This is a genomic window from Streptomyces paludis (assembly GCF_003344965.1).
Classification (GTDB): domain Bacteria; phylum Actinomycetota; class Actinomycetes; order Streptomycetales; family Streptomycetaceae; genus Streptomyces; species Streptomyces paludis.
Genome location: NZ_CP031194.1, coordinates 3,231,347 through 3,250,560 on the forward strand (window position 1 = coordinate 3,231,347; position 19,214 = coordinate 3,250,560).

Genomic DNA, 19,214 nt, shown 5'->3' on the forward strand with positions numbered 1-19,214 from the left:
GTAACGGGTGAAGGGCGTGGTGAGGGAGGCATTCGCGGCTGTCAGTGGCACTGCGTAGCCTCTTGGTCATGCGGGAACCAGCGGCGGACAGCGACAGCTCGTGGCAGCGGCTGACCGCGTACACGTATCTGAGCGCTCCGGAGCGGCTGGAGTACGTGGCGGTCATGCGGGTGTTCTGCGCCACCCTGCTCGCGGACCTGGCCGTCCCGGACGTGCTGGCGAAGCTCCCGGGAGGCGCGCTCACCGCCGAGACGCTCACCGCGCGGCTGGAGCAGCTGGTGCGCTGGGGCAATCTGCTGCGCAGCAGTCATACGGTGAAGGCGTCGAGCATCACCGAGTATCAGCGGGCCCGCTCCCGCTACCAGTTGTCGAAGCTCGGTGAACGGATCCAGCGCGACGCGGACGAGGTGCTGGCCGGGGCGGACGCGGCGCGCGAGGTGAGCAGCGAGCTGCTGGCCCTGGTCGAGCGCGGGCTGCGCGAGCTGGCCGGGCTGGTGGTGGGGCCGGAGGGGGCGACAGCCGGCCCGGGAGTGGCTTCCCCGGAAGCGGTCTCCCCAGGGGTGGTTTCCCCGGGAGTCGAGCCTCAGGACGCCCTGGAGCGGGTCAGTACGCTCTTCGTGCAGTTCAGCGAGTTCGCCGACTCCGTACGGGACTTCTACGCGTACCTCGGCCAGGTGCTCGCCCGCTACGACCTCGACAGCGCGGAGTACCAGGGCTTCAAGGAACTCCTCCTCGACTACGTCGAGGCCATCACCGAGGACGTCGCCTTCCGGGCGCCGCGTATCGCCGCCCTCCTTGAGCGGCTCTGGCCCGCGCTGCCCGGCCTCCTGGAGGTGCTGGACGCGCACGCGCGCGGTCTCTCGGTGCTCAAGGGAACAGCGGCCGGAACCGGACCCGCAGGGCCGGTCGAGACACGGGTGCTGCGCAGCCGAGGACGTGAACTCGCCGACTGGGAAGGGCTGCGCGGCTGGTTCACCGATCTGGACGGGCTGGGCAGTCAGGTCGACCAGCTGCGGGACGCCACCCTGCGCGCGTTGCAGTCGCTCCTCGCCAACGCCAAGCGGATGCTGCGCTCCGCCTCCGGCGAGATGTCCCGGCGCAACGACCTGCTGCGGCTGGCCCGTTGGTTCGACGAGGCGACGCCCGAGGACGCGCACGACATCGCGGTCGCCGCCTTCGGCATGTACGGGTCCCGGCATCTCGGGGTGGAGCCCGCCTCCGACGAGACGGTCCCCGCGTACACCAGTTGGTGGACGGGACCCGTGGTCGAGGTGCCGGTGTCACTGCGGGAGCGGGGCAGCCGCGCTCAGCGGGGCCGGGCGGCGACGGTCGAGGACCACTCCGCGCAGAAGGCGCGGCTCCAGCGCGCCGCCCGCGAACAGGCGGCGGACCGGCGCTCGGCGGCGATCGAGCTGCGCAGCGCCTCGGGCCGGTTCGCCGGGATCGAGCTGACCTCCGCCGCCCTCGCGCTGCTGCTCGAACTGCTGGCGACCGCCCTGGGCAACGCGCGGCTGCGCGGAGCGCACCGGCAGGAGGACGAGGAGGAGCCCGCGGGGTCGGACGGGTTCACGCTGGAGGCGGCGCGCAGCGAGGACGCCGAGCTGGGCATCCGGCTCACCGTCCGCCGGGTCACCGACGCGCGTACGGTGCTCCGCTCGGTGGACGGCGAGCTGCTCCTCGACGAGCTGACGCTGACCGTCGAGGGGCTGGACGGCGACGGTGACCGGGGCAGCGGCCGGGAGAGGGACGGGGACGGCCGTTTCCGCTCCAACGGCGTCTCCCCCGCCGCCGACTTCGCCCCGGAGGTGACCCCTTCATGACGCTCCCCTCCGCGCACGACGTCGCCCTCGCCGCCGAGCGCCGCAGCGCCGGCCGGCTGCTGCTGGCCCACCCCCTGGTCACCGCCGACGGTCCGCACGCCGATCTGTTCCCGCTGATCCGCCGGCACGCCGACTGGCTCGGCGGGCGCTTCCAGCAGGTGCTGGGCTACCGCCTGCTCGTCGACACCTCGTACGCCCGCCTCTTCAAGGCCGGACTCGGCCCCGGCTCGGGGCACCGGCTGGAGCGGACGACGGGGACGCCGTTCACCCCGCGCACATACGCGTGCCTCGCGCTGGCCCTGTCCGTCCTCGTCACCGCGCCCGAACAGCTCCTGCTCTCCCGGCTCGTGGCCGACCTCAAGGCGGCGGCGGCCGACGCCGGGATCGAGCTGGAGGGCAGCGGCCGGGCGGCGGAGAAGCGGACCCTGGCCGCCGCGCTGCGCCGGCTGGTCGACTGGGGGGTGCTCACGGAGACCGAGGGCAGCGTCGGCGCGGTCGCCCTGGAGGACGGCGGCGAGGCGCTGATCACGGTGGACCGCGAGATCGCCCGCGCCCTCGTCGCCGGACCGCTCACCCAGAGCCGGGACGGCGCCGACCTGGTGCGCCGCGCCGCCGACCCCGGGTTCGGCGGACCGCGTACGTACGTACGCCGCAGGCTCGTGGAGACGCCCGCCGTCTATCTCGACCAGCTGACCGACGCCGAGCGCGACTGGCTGCGGACCCGGCAGCGGCGCGAGGCGCAGGCGTTCTCCGAACTGCTCGGCCTCGAAGCCGAGATCCGCGCCGAAGGGGCCGCGCTCATCGACCCGGAGGACGAGCTGACCGATCTGCGGCTCCCCGGCACCGGTACGGTCCCCCAGGCCGCGCTGCTGCTGGTCGAGCGGCTCGTGGAGCGGCTCCGGCCCGACGATCCGGGGCACCCGGCGACCGGCGGACGGCTGCGCGTCGGGGTGGCCGTCCCGCCCGGCCTGATCGACACGCTGCTGGCCGGGGCCGTCGCCGAGTACGGACAGCGGGGCGGCTGGCAGCGCGGCTATCTGGAGGACCCGGCGGCGCTGCGGGAGGCCGTGGTGGACCATCTCGTACGGATGGGCCTGCTGGCCCCGGCGGGCCCGCCGTCGTCGCTCAGGGCGGGCGGGCACGGACTGCCGGAGGGGTACGCGGGCGCGCTGCCCGACGGGCGCTCCGTCACGGACGTGTCCGGGGCCCGGCCGGACGGCACCCCCGGCGGCTGGGTGCTGCTCGCCGCCGCCGCGCGCTACGCCACGCGCGTCACCGTGCGCGGGGCGGTGTCCGGAGCGGGCCCCGACGCCTCCACGCCGGCCAGCGCCTCCGTACAACAACAGCACGCACCACAGGAGCTGACGTCATGACCCAGGACCGGCAGCTTCAGGACCGGCAGGACCGACAGGACCGGCAGCCCCAAGGCGTACCGCCCCTCGCCGTACCCCTCCCCGCGCAACGCACCCCCACGCAGCGCACCGCCGCGCCCGCCACCGCCCGTTTCCGGCTGCACCGCGCCGGGATCCGCAACGTATGGCAGTACGACGAGCAGGAGTTCGCGTTCGGCGCCGGCCGGCTGCTGCTGCGCGGCAAGAACGGCGCGGGCAAGTCCAAGGCCCTGGAGATGCTCCTCCCGTACCTCCTGGACGGTGACTCCCGCGCCCTGGACGCCACCGGCACCGGCCGGACGACGCTCGCCTGGCTGATGCTCGACGGCTTCGAGCGGACGAACCGGCTCGGCTATCTCTGGGTCGAGTTCCGGATGGCGACCCCCGGCGGCGGCGACCGCTATCTGACGCTCGGAGCCGCGATCCGCGCCTCGCAGTCGTCCAAGAGAGCCGTGCCCGCCTTTTTCGTCACCCCCATGCGCGTGGGCGCCGATCTCCATCTGGTCGACGCGGGCAAGCCGTTGCCCGTGGACCGGCTCAAAGAGGCCGTCGGCGCGGAGAACGTGACGGAGCGGGCCGTCGAGCACCGCGCGCGGGTGGCCCGCGAGCTGTTCGGCATCACCGACACCGCGCGCTACCGCAACCTCACCCAGCTGCTGCACCGTCTGCGCCGCCCCACCGTCGGGGACCGCATCGAGTCCGGCGGGCTGGTCTCCCTGCTCAGCGAGACGCTGCCGGGGCTGGACGAGGAGGTCGTCGAGAAGGTCGCGCGCAATCTCCACGACCTCGACGCCGTACGGGACGAGCTGGGCCGCCTGGAGCGGACCGACGTCGCGCTGCGCACGTTCCTCACCACGTACCGCGGCTATCTGGCCGGGGTCCTGCTGCGCGGCTCCGAGGGCGTACGGCAGGAGCTGGACGCGCTGGGGCGCCGCCGCCGGGAGACCGGGGACGCCGCGAAGCGTACGGGCGAGCTGCGCGCGCGGGAGGCCGAGGCGGACGCGCGGCTGGTCTCCCTCGGCGAGGAGCGGCAGGCCGCCGCGGCCGAACTCGCCGCGCTGCGCGCCAGCGAGGGATACCGCTCGATCGAGGAGCTGTCCGAGCGCCGGAGTACGGTCACGGCGCTGCGTTCGGCCGCCGACGCGGCGTTCGGCGCGCTGATCAGGGCGCACAGCGCCGAGGAGGCGGCGGGTGAGCGGCTGACGCAGGGGGCCGAGCGGCTGCGCGGCCGGCTGGGCGAGCTGGCCACGGAGCACCGCGCGCTGCTCGGGCAGGCCGAGCGGGCCGGGCTGCCCGGCGGCCATCTGGGCGAGCCGGTCGCCCTGGAGCGTACGGAGGCCACCGGGACCGGCGGCGGGACCGGGACCACGGCCAGCGGCGTCGGACCCGGCGCCGGAGCCAAGCCCCCGGCCGGCCCCGGGCGCTTCGAGCTGACCGGCCCGGACGGCGACACCCGGACCGTCCGCCACACACCGGTGTCCGGCGTGGACGCGGTGGCCGCCGAGTCCGCCCTGCGCGCCTGGCGCGAGCAGTTGGAGGGCGCCGGGTCCGTCGCGCGCAACCGGCTCAGGACGGTCCAGGACGTCGGCCGGCTGGCCGGGCGGGCCCGCGAGGCCAAGGCGGAGGCGGCGCGCGCGGACGCCCACCGGGAGCGCCTCGAAGAGGACACGGAACGGGCCGCGGGCCGCCTTGAGGAGAGCCGCGAAGCGGTCGCCCAGGAGAGCGCGGCCTACGCGCGCGAGGTGGCCGCGTGGGCGGCGCGCGCGGCAGCGGCGGCCGGGCCCGACGGCCCGCCCCTGGACGCCGTGACCGCCGCCGTACGCCACGAGACCTCGCCCTACGCGCCGTACGCGGAGCGCGTGCTGCCCGCCGGGGCCGACACGGACGCGGAGGACGCGGCCCGCGCCGCCCTGGACCCGTACGCCGAGGAGCTGACCGGCCGCCGGGACGCGCTCGCGGTCGCCGTGAGCCGCGCCGAGGAGGAGCGGGACCGGCTGGCCGGGGAGCAGCGGGAGTGGGAGCGGCGGACGGATCCGGAGCCGCCCGTTCCGTATCACCGTGCCGCCCCGCGCGCGCCGGGTACCGGAGCGCCGTTGCACCGGCTGGTCGACTTCGCCGAGGGCCTCTCCCCGTCCACCCAGGCCGGGTTGGAGGCGGCGCTGGAGGCGAGCGGGCTGCTGGACGCCTGGATTCCGGCGGACGGCGCGCTCATCGACCCGCTGACCTGCGACACACTGCTCCGCCACATCCTGCTCCAGCCCGGCCTGCCCGCGCCGTCGTGGCCGACGCTGGCCGAGGCGCTGCGGCCGGCCGCCGATCCGGCGAGCGGCGTCAGCGCGGAGCGCGTCGCGCGCGTGCTGGCCGCCGTCGCCCTCGTACCGGCGGAGGACACCGCGACGGCCACCTCGGCGGCCAGCGCCGTGTACTACGACGGCAGTTGGCGGCTCGGCGCCCTGCGCGGACGGCACATGAAGAGCGGCGCGGAGTACGTGGGCGCCGCCGTCCGCGCCGAGACCCGCCGCCGCAGGCTCGCGGAGCTGGCGGAGCGGCTCGCCGAGGTCGGGCTGCGGCTGGCCGCCGACCGCGAGCGGCTGGCCGGGAGCGAGGCGCGGCGCCGCCGACTGGCGCTCGTCTGGCGGGAGTTCCCCCGTACGCGCCGGCTGGCGGGCGCGTGGACGCGGGCCGAGGGCGACGAGGCCGCCGTACGGGACCTGACCGGCCGCACGGCCCGCGCCGCCCGCCTCGCCGAGGAGGCGCGTACGGAAGCGGTCGCCGCGCGCGCGGTGGCCGAGGCGGAGGCCGGCGCCCACGACCTGCCGACCGACCCCGACGGCCTCGCCCGCGTGGCGACCGCGCTGACCACGCTGACCGGCGGGCTCGACCAGCTGGGCCGGGCCGTCCGGGGCACGGCCGAGGGACTCGGCGGCAGCCGCGCCGAGCTGGCGGGGTACGAACGGGCCCGCGCCGACCGGACGGAGACCCACGGCGAGTACGCGGCCCGGCTCGACGAGCTGCGCCCGGCCCGGCAGGCGCTCCGTACGCTCGAAGAGACCATCGGCGCGGCCAAGGACGAGATCCTGGCCCGCGAGGAGCGCACCGAGCACCGGATCAAGGCCGCCGACCGCGCCCTCCCGGAGGCCAGGGGCGCGCTGGACGAGCTGCGCGCGGAGCGGGTGCGCGCGGAGGAGAGCGAGAAGCGCCACCGCGAGGAACTCGTGGGCCAGGAAGCCGCGGTGATGGCGGCGGGCAGCCGGCTGCGCGGCGCGCTCGCCCGCCCGGAGGTGGTGCGCGGCGCCGCCCTGGACACACGGGCCGTGCCGACGGCGGCGTCCCCCGGCCAGGACCCGGCGGCGGACGCCCGCAGCCGCGTACGGGCCCTGCGCGAACTGGCCGACGCCGTACGGGACGCGCTGACCGGCGCGGTACGCGGCGAGGCGCCGACGCGCGGAGAGACGCCCGCACGCGGCGAAGTGTCGGCGCGCGGCGAAGTCTCGGCACGCGGCGAGGTCTCCGACAGCATCCTGCTCAAACGGCACACGGAACTGCGCGACCAACTGGCCGGCGGTTACGACGCGCAGCTCGACGAGCACGACGGCATCAAGATCTGCCGGCTGGTCGACGACCACGGCCACCACGACGTGGCGCAGGTCGGCGAGCGCATCGCGGACAAGGCCGCCGAGGCGCGAGGCCGCCTCACCGACCGCGAGCGCGAGGTCTTCCAGCGCTTCCTCACCGGCGAGCTGGGCGACCATCTGTCGACCCAGGTCATCGCCGCCGCCGGGCTGGTCGCCGCACTCAACGACACGCTGCGCACCGTAAGGACGTCGCACGGCCTCGGGGTGGAGCTGCGCTGGAAGCTCAACGAGGACGTCGACGCCGACGTACGGGCGGCGGTCGGGCTGCTGAGCAGCCCCTCGGGGCTGCGCACCCGCGAGGAGACCGAGCGGCTGCGCGAGGTGCTGCAACGCCGGATCGAGGACGCGCGCCGGGCCGACCCGTCGGCCGGTTACGCCGCGCATCTGCGCACCGCGCTGGACTACCGCGACTGGTTCCGCTTCCACACCTACGTGGTCGAGGACGCGGCCCCCCAGCGCCGCCGCAAGCTCACCGGCCGTACGGGGCTCAGCCAGGGCGAACAGCGCGTGCTCTCCTACCTGGTCCTCTTCGCGGCGGCGGCGGCCCACTTCACCACACTCGGCGAGGCGGCGCCGCACGCGCCGCGGCTGATCCTGCTGGACGACGCGTTCGCCAAGGTGGACGAGCCGACGCACGGCCGGCTCGGCCGCATCCTGGTCGACCTGGACCTCGACTTCGTCCTCACCAGCGAGCGCCTGATGGGCAATTGGCCCGAGGTGCCGTCGCTGCACATTTACGAATGCCTGCGCGACCCGCACGTACGCGGGGTCGCCACCCTCCACTACACGTGGAACGGCCGCCAGCGCCGTCTGGTGCCCACATGACCGAGCCTCCTGCCGCCGGGGAGCCGCCCGCTCCCGTCCCCGTGCTGCCCGCTGAGACACGGACCTGGCTGGCGGGCCCCGGTCTGGCCCGGTTCCTGGACGCGGCGCGCGCCCGGCTGGAGCGCAACGGGCTGCGCGCCACCGGCACCCTGCGGCTGACCGCGCCCGTACCGGAGGAGCGGACGGCGCTGTCGCAGCTGGCCGGCCGGGCGTTCACGGGGGCGGACATCACGGTGAGCCTCGCCGCGCTCGACACACGCCTGCGCGCCTCGGCGGCCGGGCTCGGCCTCGTCGACACCCTGCGCGCGCTCGGCCCGCCGCTCACCGACCGCCGGGCCGTACGGGCGGGCGCGGAGGCCCGGCGTACGCGGATCTGGGCGGCGGCCGAGGCGGCGCTTGACGCGTCGCCGCTGGCCGGGGAGGCGTGGGCGCGGCAGTGGTACGAGGCGCTGCGCCGCGCGGGCGTGCCCGCCGAGGTCGAACCGACGGCGGCGACCCGTACGCTGCGGCAGGCGGTCCACGTACTGGCGGTGCTGCTGCCACCCGCCGGGCCGCATCGGGGACGGACGGCAACCGAGCACCGGGGCCGGGGTGAACTCGCCGCCGAGGTCACGGGATCCGCGCACGGACTGGACGACGGCACATGGCTGGCCCGGCTCGTCCAGCGCGGCATCGCCCTCGCCCACGGCATGGAGCCGCCGGTCGACGCGGCCGGGCGGCGCGCGCTCTGGCGGCTGGCGGGTGTGGTGCCGGACGAGATATCCAGCACCGTGCTCGTGTACGGGCTGCGCCCCGAGGGCGACGGCTGGCGCGAACGCGCCCTGCGCGAACGGGCGGAGCACCACGCCGAAGCCCATCTCACACTGCGCGACCTGCGGGCACTGACCGCGCCACGACAGCCGACACCACCCGGACCGTCGCGGCTGTACGGGCCATCGCCGGACGGACCTTCGCCGCGTAACGGGCAGCCGCCGTACGGAACATCCTCGTACGAGCCCTCGCCGTACGGGCCCTCGCCCCGTAACGGGCCACCGCCGTACGGGCCGCCCGCGCTGTCCCTGCCGCCCGGCACCCTCGTCCGCGTCTGCGAGAACCCGCGCGTCGTGGAGGCCGCCGCCGACGCCCGCTGCGCGCTGCCGCTCGTCTGCACCTCGGGCAGCGCCTCGACGGCTGTGCTCACGCTCCTCGACGCCCTCGCCGCCACCGGCTGCCGCTTCGCGTACCACGGCGACTTCGACTGGCCGGGGCTCGCGCTCGCCAACCGGATCATCCGGCGGTACGGAGCCCGGCCGTGGCGGCTGCTCGCCGGGGACTACGAGCGGCTCGCCGCCCGTACCGGCGAGCAGGCGGTCCCCCGGCTGCCGCTCTCCGGGCCGCCGGTCGACGCGGACTGGGATCCGGAGCTGGCGCCCGCGATGGCGGCGCGCGGGGTCGCGCTGCACGAGGAGGTCACACTGGACCTGCTGGTGCGCGATCTCTCCCGGCCGGACTGACTCCCCTATAGTTCAAAGATTGCGCAACCTTTAAAGTGTTGCCATGGGATATGACGACTCCAGGACAGAGACAGCAACCCACCAACGCACACCGAAGACCACCGGGACCGGATGGGAGGTCGCCGTACTCGACGGCGGCCCCGCGGACGGAGTACGGATGAGGGTCGCCGACCGGCCGTCCGTCGTCCAGGTGACGTACCCCTGCGAGCTGGACGGCCCGGCCGGCGGCGCGCACGTGGACGCGCTCTACGTCTACCGGCGGGATCTGCGCGTCAAGGCCGAACCGCTGCGGTACGGGGTCGATCCGGCCAGCCCGTGACGCGGTCGGCGCAGCCTGTCGTCAAAGTCCCGCCCGTCCGGAGAGCATCCGGCGGGCGGGACTTTGACGACAGGGTGTCCTGGGCCTGGGCCCTGGACCCTAGGCGCGGGGCGATCCCGGGGTGACGGGGGCATCGGCAGCCGCGGGAGTCACAGACGTCACGGGCGTCACCGGAGTCACCACGCTCGGAGCCACCTCCTCGGCAGCAGCGGGAGCAGGGGCAGGGGCGGCAGCAGCAGGCGCGGGAGCGGGCGCAGGTGCGGGAGCGGCGTACGAAGCCTGCCCCTCCTCCTTCATCGCCTTGGTCTCGCTCTTGAGAATGCGCATGGACTTGCCCACCGCGCGAGCGGTGTCGGGAAGCTTCTTCGAGCCGAACATGGCGATGATCACGACAGCCACGACCAGCAGGTGCCAGGGCTCCACCGCGTTACGGAACATCTCTCGCCTCGCCTTCCTCTCGTTCCAGCGTTTCGTCCGGCCGAGGAGGCAACCTCCCGCAGACCGAACCCCTCAATAAAGTTGCTACATTGCGCAACTGTACAACCATGGGTTCGGCCGGAGGGATGAGGGCGCACATATGGCAGGCAGCCGCCAGCAGACGGCATCCGCGCGTCGCGACGACGATCGCCGCGGGGGCACACGCCGTGCCAACGCCCGGGCGGCCGCCTCCCGCAGGCGGAAGAAACGCAGCCGGCTACGGCTCACGCTCGCGATAACCGTGTCCCTTCTCGTGCTCGCCGCGTCGGGGGCCGGCTGGGTCTACTTCAAGCTCAGCGGCAATATCGAGACCTTCGACGCCGACGGCCTCTCCGACAACCGTCCCGAGAGCACCGCGAAGGGACAGAACGTCCTCGTCATCGGCTCGGACGCGCGGACCAGCGGAAACAGCGCGCTGGGCGGCGGCAGCAAGGACGATGTCGGCCGCTCCGACACCGCGTTCCTGCTCCATGTCTACGCCGACGGCAAGCACGCCGTCGCCGTTTCCGTACCGCGCGACACCCTCCTGGACATACCGCCCTGCAAACTGCCCGACGGCAGCTGGACCGAGGAACAGAAGAACGCCATGTTCAACGCGGCGTTCTCGGTCGGGCAGACCACCAAGGGCAACCCCGCGTGCACCCAGAACACCATCGAGAAGCTCACCGGCCTCCGTGTCGACCACACCATCGTCGTCGACTTCAAGGGCTTCGCGAAGATGACCGAGGTCGTCGGCGGTGTCGAGGTCTGCCTGCCGAACGACCTCTACCAGCGCGACCTCAACCCCAACCGCGCCACCAGGGGCGACCTCATCTTCAAGCAGGGCATCCAGAAGCTCTCGGGCGCCAAGGCGCTGGATTACGTACGGATCCGGCACGGCATCGGTGACGGCTCCGACATCGGGCGCATCAAACGCCAACAGGCGTTCGTCGGCAGCCTGATCAAGCAGGTGAAGAGCGACGGCCTGACCCCCACCAAGCTGCTGCCGCTGGCCACCGCCGCCACCGAGTCGATGACCGTCGACGCCGAACTCGGCACCGCCGACAAGCTGATCAGCTTCATGATGGGGCTGAAGAGCATCGACCTGCACAACACCAAGTTCATCACCATCCCCTGGCGCTACCAGGGCGCGCGCGTCGCCATCGTCGAGCCGGACGCGACCCAGCTCTGGGCGGCGCTGAAGGCGGACCGTACGGTCGACGGCACGGACGCCAGCGGCAAGAGCAAGGGCAAGAAGAGCAAGGAGACCGCGGAGCCGTCCCCGTCCGCGACCACCTCGGAAGCGGTGTCGGGCGAGGGCATCGCCGTCGCCGTCTACAACGGCACGACGGTCAACGGGCTCGCGGCCCGCGGTGGCCGCGTCCTCATGGACCACGGCTTCACGCTCACCGGCACGGCCACCGCGGCCACCCAGGACTACGGCGCCACGGTCATCGAGTACGGTCCGGGCGAGGACGCGAAGGCGCGCACCACGGCGCGGCTCTTCCCGGGGGCGAAGCTCCAGCAGGCGACCGCGCCGGGCATCAACGTCATCCTCGGTACGACGTTCGCGAACGATCCGACGGCCGGTCCGGTCGCGGCCTCACCGGACTCCTCCGAGGAAGCCTCCGTCCCCTCCGCCGTCGCCGACGACGCGCGGTCCGCGGACGACGACCCGTGCTCGAACCTGTCCTACGGCTGAACGGCGCGGAGGGGCGGGGCGTCGGGGGCGCCCGGGACGTCGGGGGCGGCCGAGGCAGCTGAGGCAGCTGAGACGCCCGTCGCACCCGTCACGTCCGCCGCACCCGCCCCAGCGGCGCCCGCCACGATCGTGCCGGCCTCCGTGGCGGTGTCGGCCTCACCGGCTGCCACCAGGGCCGCGTGCCGGCGTTCGTGGCGGTCCTTCGCGACCACCAGCCCGACCGCGTACAACCCGAGAACCGCCGCAAGCAGTACGTAGTACTGCGCGGGCAGCGCCGGCATCCCGAGGGCCGGGCCGAGCGGGGAGAGCGGCAGCAGGAGGCCGGTCGCCGCGAGCCCCCCGGCCGCCCACCGGACCGGACCCGCCGCCCGGCGCCGCTCCGAGCCCGCGCCGCGCTCCGAGCCCGCGCGTCGGCCCGCGCCCCACAGCGCCGGGCCCCGTACTCCCGTACGCAGCAGCAGCATCACCAGCGCCTGGGTGAGCAGGTTCTCGGTGAACCAGCCCGAGTGGAAGGCCGCCTCGCTCTCCAGGCCCGAACCGGCCGCCGTGTGCAGGGCGTACGCGAGCACCGCGAACGTCGCCAGGTCCGCGCTCGCGTTGATCAGCCCGAAGCGCGTGATGAAGCGCAGGAAGGCCCGGGAGCGCAGCTCGCTCGGCCGGCGCAGCGTCTCCGGCCGCGGCCGGTCGTACGCGAAGGCGAGCTGCGCCGCGTCGAAGCACAGGTTCTGGACGAGCACCTGCACCGGAAGCATCGGCAGGAAGGGCAGCAGCAGCCCGGCGACGAGCATCGCTATGACGTTGCCGAGGTTTGAGGAGAGAGTGATCCGCAGATAGGTGGCGATATTGCCGCTGGAGTGCCGTCCGGCGGTGATCGCGTGGTCGATCGCGGTCAGGTCCTTCTTCGCGAGGACCACATCGGTGGACTCCCGGACGACATCGACGGCGTCCCTCGGGCAGATCCCGACATCGGCCGCGTACAGCGCGGGCAGATCGTTGACGCCGTCCCCGAGGAACCCGGTGGTGTGCCCGGCGGCCCGCACCGCCGCGACGATACGGGCCTTGTGCTCCGGGGCGCAGCGCGCGAAGACGGTGGTCCGCCCGGCGAGTTCCGCGAGTTCGGCGTCGGAGAGGGCGTCGATACGGTCGGCGGTGACGACCTCGCCGGGGCCCAGCCCCAGGTCCAGACAGGCGCGGGCCGCCGTCCCGGGGTGATCGCCGGTGAGGATCTTGACGGTCACCCCCCGGTCCGCGAAGACCTTCAGGGCGTCGGCGGCGGTCGGGGCGAGCGCGTCGCGCAGGGTGACGAAGCCCAGGAAGTCGAGCCCGTACTCGTCGGCCGGCGTGTAGTCGCGCTGCCGGGCCGGCCGCTCCGCGCGCGCGACCGCGAGCAGCCGCAGCCCGCTGTCCGCCTCGCGCGCGGCCAGCGCGGTCAGCCGCGCGCGCTCGTCGTCGTCGAGCGCGCACCGCTCAAGTACGTCGGTGACGGCGCCCTTGACGACCAGGGTGTGGGTGCCGAGGCGGCCCGGCCGGCGGACGACGGCGGTGGACAGCCGCCGTACCGGATCGAAGGGGAGCGCCGCGACCCCGTCCGCGCCCTCCGCGGCGGCGTCCTCGCCGACCGCGCCGAGAATCGCCTCGTCAAGAGCGTCGGGAACGGGCAGATCAGCGAGTTGCAGCGTCCACCAGGCGTTGACCGCGGCCCAGCGCAGCACCTCGGGATCGGCCGCGCCGTACGCGTCCATCGCGCGGGCGACCACGGGCCGGTCCTGGGTGAGCGTGCCCGTCTTGTCGAGGAAGAGCACATCGACCGCGCCCAGATCGTGCAGCGCGGGCAGTCGTTTGACGATGACGCTGTGGGCGCGGGCCAGCCGCGCCGCGCCCCGGGCCAGCGCGGTGGTGACGATGACGGGGAGCATCTCGGGGGTCAGCCCGACGGCGACCGCCACCGCGAACGGCAGCGTCTCCAGACCACGGCCGCGCAGGGCGGCGTTGGCCATGAGGACAAGTGGCGGGGTCAGCAGCATGAAGCGGATGAGGACCCACGAAATCCCGTTCACCGAACGGTCGAACGCGCTGGGCGAGCGCCGTCCGGGGCGCCGGCGCGCGGCACCGAAGCGGGTACGCGCCCCGGTCGCGACGACGACGGCGGTACCGCTGCCGGAGGCCACGGAGCTGCCCTGGAAGCACAGGTGCGGCTGCGCGAACACCCCGGCGTAATCGCCCACCGGGACCACCGGGCCCGGCTCCGGCAGCCCCGGCCCGTCCACCGCGTACTTGGCGACCGGCGCCGACTCCCCCGTGAGCGGCGCCTGATGCACGGTCAGCCCGCTCGCGCGCAGCAGCCGTACATCGGCCGGTACGAGATCCCCGGGCCCGAGCCGGATCACATCGCCCGGTACGAGCTGGTCGACCGGGATCTCCCGGGTCTCCGGCGTGTCCCGGGCCTCCTCCCGGCGCAGTACGGTCGCGGTCGTCGCCACCAGCTCGCGCAGCCCGGCCATGGACCGGTCGGCCCGGTGCTCACCGGAGGAGCGCAGCAGACAGCTGACGGCCACCAGCGAAAGGATCACCAGGGCCGTGCCCCAGGCGGCGACGGTGGCGGACACCAGCCCGAGGCAGAGCAGTACGGCGGTGAACGGGTCCCGCAGGCTCCACAGGAATCGGCGCGGCCACGACGCCGTCCGCCACTCCGGCACCGCGTTCTCGCCGTATTGGAGCAGCCGCTCCTCGGCCTGCGCCTCGGTGAGGCCGCGCGGTCCGCTGTCCAGGTGGCGCAGCAGCTGGAGCGCGGTGAGCGCGCCGGGATCGGCCGGCCCGCCGCTTCCGGGCGCGCCGTCCGCTACCGGCGACCGGGCCCCCGGCGCATCGGCCCCCGGTACCGCGGGTTCGGGCACGGCGGAGTCGCGCACGGCAGACTCAGGCGCCGACGTCGCTGATACGGCGTGGCCCCGGGGTGCGCGCGGCGGAGTACCCCACGGTGTGCGGCCCGGCGGCGTGCGCACCCGCGGCGGACGGACCCGCGGCGTGCGCGGCGCGGTCGGTGAGCTGCCCGACCATCAGCCGGACCACGGTCACGACATCGGGGTCGTCCACGAAGTAGACCTGCCGCCGGCCCTCGCGCCGCGACCGTACGAGACCGGCCAGCTTGAGCTTGGTCAGATGCTGGCTCACGGCGGGCAGCGCGCCGCCCACCCGCTCCGCGAGCCCGGTCACATCGCTCTCGCCCTGGGCCAGCACCCAGACGATATGCAGCCGCGCGGACGACGCCAGCAGCCCGAACGCGGCAGCCGCCTCCGCCAGCACCTCGGCGGGAGGATCCCCGAAGCCGCCGACATCTGCCGTCACGTCGCTCTCCTCGTCCCGCGATCGTCCCGCGAAAATACGTTCGCCCTGCCGCCCTCAGCGGCTCAGTGTAGGGGCAGCATCACGGGGCGCAGTAGCGCGCGGTGCCGGGGGTCGGGGCGTCGCGGCGAGGTCGGCGGTGCCTGGGGCAGCCGGGTTCAGCTGGGGTCAGTCGGGGGTAGCCGGGGTCAGGAGGTCGCGGGCGGCTCGTCGCGGTTGATGATCGTGCCGCTGACGACACGGCGTCCGCCCGGCTCACCGGGGCGCGCGCCCTTGGCGGAGGCGTCCGGGACCGTACCGCCGCCGCCCTCCTCCTTGAGCGCCTGCTTCTCGCTCTTGAGGATGCGCGCGGCCTTGCCCGCCGAGCGGGTCAGCTCGGGCAGTTTCTTCACCCCGACGATCACGGCGATGACCAGGAGGATCACGGCCAGCTCACTCATGCCGAACATCGGGTCTGCTCTCTGCCGGGGACGGGCGGTCTACAGCGCTGTAGAAGTATCCAGCACGGCACGACCGGGCAACAAGCCCCCGCTTCCGTCCGCACCTGGCCAAAAAGGTTACCGAGCGCCCTCCAGCGTGGAGACCCCGAGCGCCCGCTTGACCGAGCGGTAGCGCGCCAGCAGCACCGGGCGCAGCCAGCGCACCGACGCCGGGAAGTTGTTCATGAGGGCCGTGTGCCCCGGCAGCCGCTCCGGGTCCTCCATCAGCCCGAACACGAGATGCGGAGCGGTCCGCGGGGCCGCCTCCCGGATCGCGCCGCGCAGCCGCGCGACATCGCGGTCCGGGACGCGCGGGATCAGCCCCAGCAGCACCGGCTCCTCCGTGTCGAAGTGCTTGGCCAGCAGGGACTGGACGCGCTGCGCGGAGGGCAGCCCCGACATCGCCGCCTCACTGACGACCTCCAGCGTCACGGCGGGCCCGCCGCCGAGCTGCCGGGCGGCCAGCGCGTCGACCGATCTGCGCAGCGCGTGCAGCTCGGCGTCGAGCGCCTCGTGCTCAGCGGCACCGCGGTCCAGCTCGGCGACCGCGGCGGGGAAGAGATCGCGCAGCACCGGCCAGAAAAGCCGGACCTCGCTCGTGTGCTGGCCACCGACGAAGTCGACCAGCCAGCGCGTCGTGCCGATCAGCGTCCTGACATCGACGGACTCGCCGTCGGCGAGACGCGTGAATCCGGCGACGACCAGGGCGGCGCCGCGACGCATGATCGTGTGCTCGACCAGCAGCTCCTCGTACATCCGGGAGCGCTCGGCTCGAAGCGCGGGTGAAACAGCCATAGCCATCATGTCCCTTTCTTCGCGCTGTCCAGGCACGAGACGGCGAAGCGCTCCGGGACGAGGGCACCTCTCCCTGAAAAGATGCCCGGCGGGCGATCACCTCACACCTCCCGGACCGAACCTCCGGGGCAGAACCGAACGCAGGTCGGAAGCGTGATCGGCAGAGTTATCCACAGGCTGTGGCAGACCCCGACGCGATGTCAGGAGCGGGGCGCAGAATGGGGCCATGACTCAGACCACCGATGCCACCACGACGCCCGAACCGACGCCCGCATGGGAGAAGCGCTTCCGGGCGCCGCGGGTCTCCCTGCCCGACTGGGCGGAGGACGCCCCGCAGCGGTCGCTCTTCGTGTCCAACGCGACGGGGACGTACGAGCTGTACGCGTGGGACCGGGAGACCGGCGAGCAGCGCCAGGTGACGGACCGGCCGAACGGGACGACGGACGGGGTGCTGTCGCTGGACGGCGCGTGGATCTGGTGGTTCTCCGATACGGACGGGGACGAGTTCGGGGTCTGGATGCGGCAGCCCTTCGCGGCGGGCGGCAAGGACGAGCAGGCGACCCCCGGTCTCGACCCCTCCTATCCGGCCGGGCTGGCGCTCGGCCGGGACGGCACGGCGGTCGTCGGCCGGTCGACCGACGAGGACGGGTCGACGGTCCATGTCGTACGGCCCGGGGAGGCGCCCGTCGAGATCTACCGGCACCGGGAGTCGGCCGGGGTCGGCGATCTGTCCCATGACGGCACCCTGCTGGCGATCGAGCACACGGAGCACGGGGACGCGATGCACTCGGCGGTCCGGGTGCTGCGGCTGGACGGCTCGCTGGTGGCCCAGCTCGACGACACCGAGGGCGGCACCCGCGAGCTGGGCCTGGAGGTGCTCGGTTTCGCTCCGGTGGCCGGTGACGGCCGGCTGCTCATCGGCCACCAGCGCCGGGGCCGCTGGGAGCCGGTCGTCTGGAATCCGCTGACCGGCGAGGAGACCGACCTCGCGATCGAGCTGCCCGGCGATGTCAACGCCGAGTGGTATCCGGACGGCTCCGGGCTGCTGATCTCGCACAGCTTCGAGGCCCGCGGCGAGCTGTGGCGGTACGACTTCGCCAAGAGCGCGCTGATCCAGGTGGACACCCCGAAGGGGACGGTGTCGGGGGCGACGGCCCGGCCGGACGGCAGCGTCGAATATCTCTGGTCGTCGGCGGCGACCCCGCCGGAGGTCCGGTCCACGGCGGGCGGGGTCGTCCTCGACCCGCCGGGCATGAAGGCGCCCGCCTCGGTGCCGGTGACGGACGCCTGGGTCGAGAGCCCCGGCGGCCGGGTGCACGCGCTGGTGCAGCGGCCGGCCGGGGAGGGCCCCTTCCCCACGGTCTTCGAGATCCACGGCGGCCCGACGTGGCACGACAGCGACGCGTTCGCCGCCGGCCCGGCCGCCTGGGTCGACCACGGCTTCGCGGTCGTCCGGGTCAACTACCGCGGCTCGACCGGCTACGGCCGGGAGTGGACGGACGCGCTCAAGCACCGGATCGGGCTGATCGAGCTGGAGGACATCGCGGCCGTCCGTGACTGGGCGGTCTCCTCCGGTCTGGCGGACCCGGCGCGGCTGGTCCTCGCGGGCGGCTCGTGGGGCGGCTATCTGACCCTGCTCGGCCTCGGCACCCAGCCGGACTTCTGGGCCCTGGGCCTCGCGGCGGTCCCGGTCGCCGACTATGTGACGGCGTACCACGACGAGATGGAAGCCCTCAAGGCGATGGACCGGACGCTGCTGGGCGGCACCCCGGAGGAGGTGCCGGAGCGCTTCGAGGCATCGTCCCCGCTGACGTACGTGGACGCGGTGAAGGCCCCGGTCTATATCTCGGCGGGGGTGAACGATCCCCGCTGCCCCATCCGCCAGGTGGAGAACTACGTGGACCGGCTGGCCGCCCGGGACGCGGTCCACGAGGTGTACCGGTACGACGCGGGGCACGGCTCGCTGGTGGTGGAGGAGCGCATCAAGCAGGTCCGGCTGGAGCTGGACTTCGCGAGGAGGCACCTGGACATGAAGTAGCGGGGAGCCTGCGGCGGGCACCAGCGGCGACAACGGCGGAGACCAATGGCGACAGCGGCTGGGACCAACGGCGGCGGGGGCCGGTTCCGTAGCGGGGAGGACGAAAAGGCGCCCCCGGGACCGGGCGGCGGGGCGGCATTCCGTACCGTGGAGGCGTGTACCGGTTTCTGGTGACTCCGCGTTGGTGGGGGATCAACCTCTTCGTCCTGCTGGCGATCCCCTTCTGCATCTTCATGGGGACGTGGCAGCTCGGGCGTTTCGAGGACCGCGTCGCCACCCATGAGGCGGCCAAGACACGGCCCGACCCCGGGGAACAGCCGGCCGTCGCGCTGACGAAGCTGCTGCCGGTCGACCAGGAGACCTCGGGCCGCCACGCCACGGCGAGCGGGCGGTACGAGGACCAGTTCCTGGTGCCCGGCCGGAAGCTGGACGGCAAGGCGGGCTCGTATGTGCTGACCATGCTGCGCACCGGCGACGGCAAGGCGCTCCCCGTGGTACGCGGCTGGCTCGCCGAGGGCGGGCGGGCGCCCGCGCCGCCCCGGGGCGAGGTGACCGTGACCGGGTCGCTCCAGGCATCCGAGTCCACCGGCTCGAACGGGGTGCGGGCCGTCGGCGGTCTGCCGCAGGGGCAGCTCTCCATGATCAGCGCCGCGTCCCTGGTCAATGTCGTGCCGTACGACGTGTACAACGCCTGGGTGACGCTCACCCAGGCGTCGGACGGGCTGCTCGCGGTGCCGGCGACGGCGCCGCAGAACACCGGTCTTGACCTGAAGGCGTTCCAGAACCTCGGCTACACCGGCGAGTGGTTCGTCTTCGCGGGCTTCGTGGTCTTCATGTGGTTCCGGCTGGTCCGCCGTGAGGCGGAGACGCTGAAGGACCGGGCCCTGGGCCTGGAGACGGCGGCGTAACAGCCGCCGGC

The 19,214-nt window shown here is 74.0% G+C and carries 12 protein-coding genes and 1 pseudogene; 8 read left to right on the plus strand and 5 right to left on the minus strand.

Going from position 1 to position 19,214, the window contains the following annotated elements; all coding sequences use genetic code 11:
• The first annotated feature begins 68 nt into the window (after nucleotides 1–68).
• From DVK44_RS14190 to DVK44_RS14210, 5 genes are read left to right on the plus strand one after another with little or no spacing between them, the layout of a single operon-like run.
• A complete protein-coding gene (locus DVK44_RS14190) occupies nucleotides 69–1,820 on the plus strand; it encodes a TIGR02677 family protein (RefSeq protein WP_114665121.1) in 1,752 nt (583 codons plus the stop codon).
• Nucleotides 1,817–3,193 (plus strand): TIGR02678 family protein, encoded by a 1,377-nt coding sequence (locus DVK44_RS14195; protein ID WP_114660010.1) that lies wholly within the window; start codon nucleotides 1,817–1,819, stop codon nucleotides 3,191–3,193. The genes DVK44_RS14190 and DVK44_RS14195 overlap by 4 nt, the downstream gene beginning before the upstream one ends.
• Nucleotides 3,190–7,671: a TIGR02680 family protein gene (locus DVK44_RS14200; protein ID WP_114660011.1), complete on the plus strand. Its 4,482-nt coding sequence runs from the start codon at nucleotides 3,190–3,192 to the stop codon at nucleotides 7,669–7,671. Before DVK44_RS14195 ends, DVK44_RS14200 begins: the two co-directional genes overlap by 4 nt.
• A complete protein-coding gene (locus DVK44_RS37080) occupies nucleotides 7,668–9,164 on the plus strand; it encodes a TIGR02679 domain-containing protein (protein WP_228447139.1) in 1,497 nt (498 codons plus the stop codon). The genes DVK44_RS14200 and DVK44_RS37080 overlap by 4 nt, the downstream gene beginning before the upstream one ends.
• Before the next feature lie 43 nt (nucleotides 9,165–9,207).
• Complete coding sequence (locus DVK44_RS14210) at nucleotides 9,208–9,483, plus strand: hypothetical protein (protein ID WP_114660012.1); 276 nt, start codon at nucleotides 9,208–9,210, stop codon at nucleotides 9,481–9,483.
• Nucleotides 9,484–9,582: 99 nt separating this feature from the next.
• Here the strand turns inward: DVK44_RS14210 and tatA are convergent, their stop codons facing one another.
• Entirely contained in the window at nucleotides 9,583–9,921 is a 339-nt protein-coding gene (tatA, locus tag DVK44_RS14215; RefSeq protein ID WP_114660013.1) for a Sec-independent protein translocase subunit TatA, read from the minus strand.
• A gap of 139 nt (nucleotides 9,922–10,060) precedes the next feature.
• On the opposite strand from tatA, the gene DVK44_RS14220 reads away from it, so the two are divergent.
• Nucleotides 10,061–11,641: an LCP family protein gene (locus DVK44_RS14220; protein ID WP_114660014.1), complete on the plus strand. Its 1,581-nt coding sequence runs from the start codon at nucleotides 10,061–10,063 to the stop codon at nucleotides 11,639–11,641.
• Here the strand turns inward: DVK44_RS14220 and mgtA are convergent.
• From mgtA to DVK44_RS14240, 4 genes and pseudogenes are all read right to left on the minus strand, one after another.
• Nucleotides 11,632–14,550: a magnesium-translocating P-type ATPase gene (gene mgtA / locus DVK44_RS14225; protein WP_114660015.1), complete on the minus strand. Its 2,919-nt coding sequence runs from the start codon at nucleotides 14,548–14,550 to the stop codon at nucleotides 11,632–11,634. The genes DVK44_RS14220 and mgtA overlap by 10 nt on opposite strands.
• 115 nt (nucleotides 14,551–14,665) lie before the next feature.
• Nucleotides 14,666–14,986: pseudogene (locus DVK44_RS14230) on the minus strand (ArsR/SmtB family transcription factor); the annotation flags it as partial.
• A 185-nt stretch (nucleotides 14,987–15,171) separates the two neighbouring features.
• A complete protein-coding gene (locus tag DVK44_RS14235) occupies nucleotides 15,172–15,423 on the minus strand; it encodes a twin-arginine translocase TatA/TatE family subunit (protein ID WP_408055318.1) in 252 nt (83 codons plus the stop codon).
• A gap of 117 nt (nucleotides 15,424–15,540) precedes the next feature.
• Complete coding sequence (locus tag DVK44_RS14240; protein ID WP_162793826.1) at nucleotides 15,541–16,257, minus strand: hemerythrin domain-containing protein; 717 nt, start codon at nucleotides 16,255–16,257, stop codon at nucleotides 15,541–15,543.
• Between the two features lie 226 nt (nucleotides 16,258–16,483).
• Between DVK44_RS14240 and DVK44_RS14245 the strand changes: the two genes are divergently transcribed.
• On the plus strand, nucleotides 16,484–18,295 hold the full coding sequence (locus DVK44_RS14245) for a S9 family peptidase (RefSeq protein ID WP_114660018.1): 1,812 nt from the start codon (nucleotides 16,484–16,486) through the stop codon (nucleotides 18,293–18,295).
• A 155-nt stretch (nucleotides 18,296–18,450) separates the two neighbouring features.
• The gene (locus DVK44_RS14250; RefSeq protein ID WP_114660019.1) at nucleotides 18,451–19,203 is read left to right on the plus strand and encodes an SURF1 family protein; all 753 of its coding nucleotides are present in this window, start codon (nucleotides 18,451–18,453) and stop codon (nucleotides 19,201–19,203) included.
• Nucleotides 19,204–19,214: the final 11 nt, after the last annotated feature.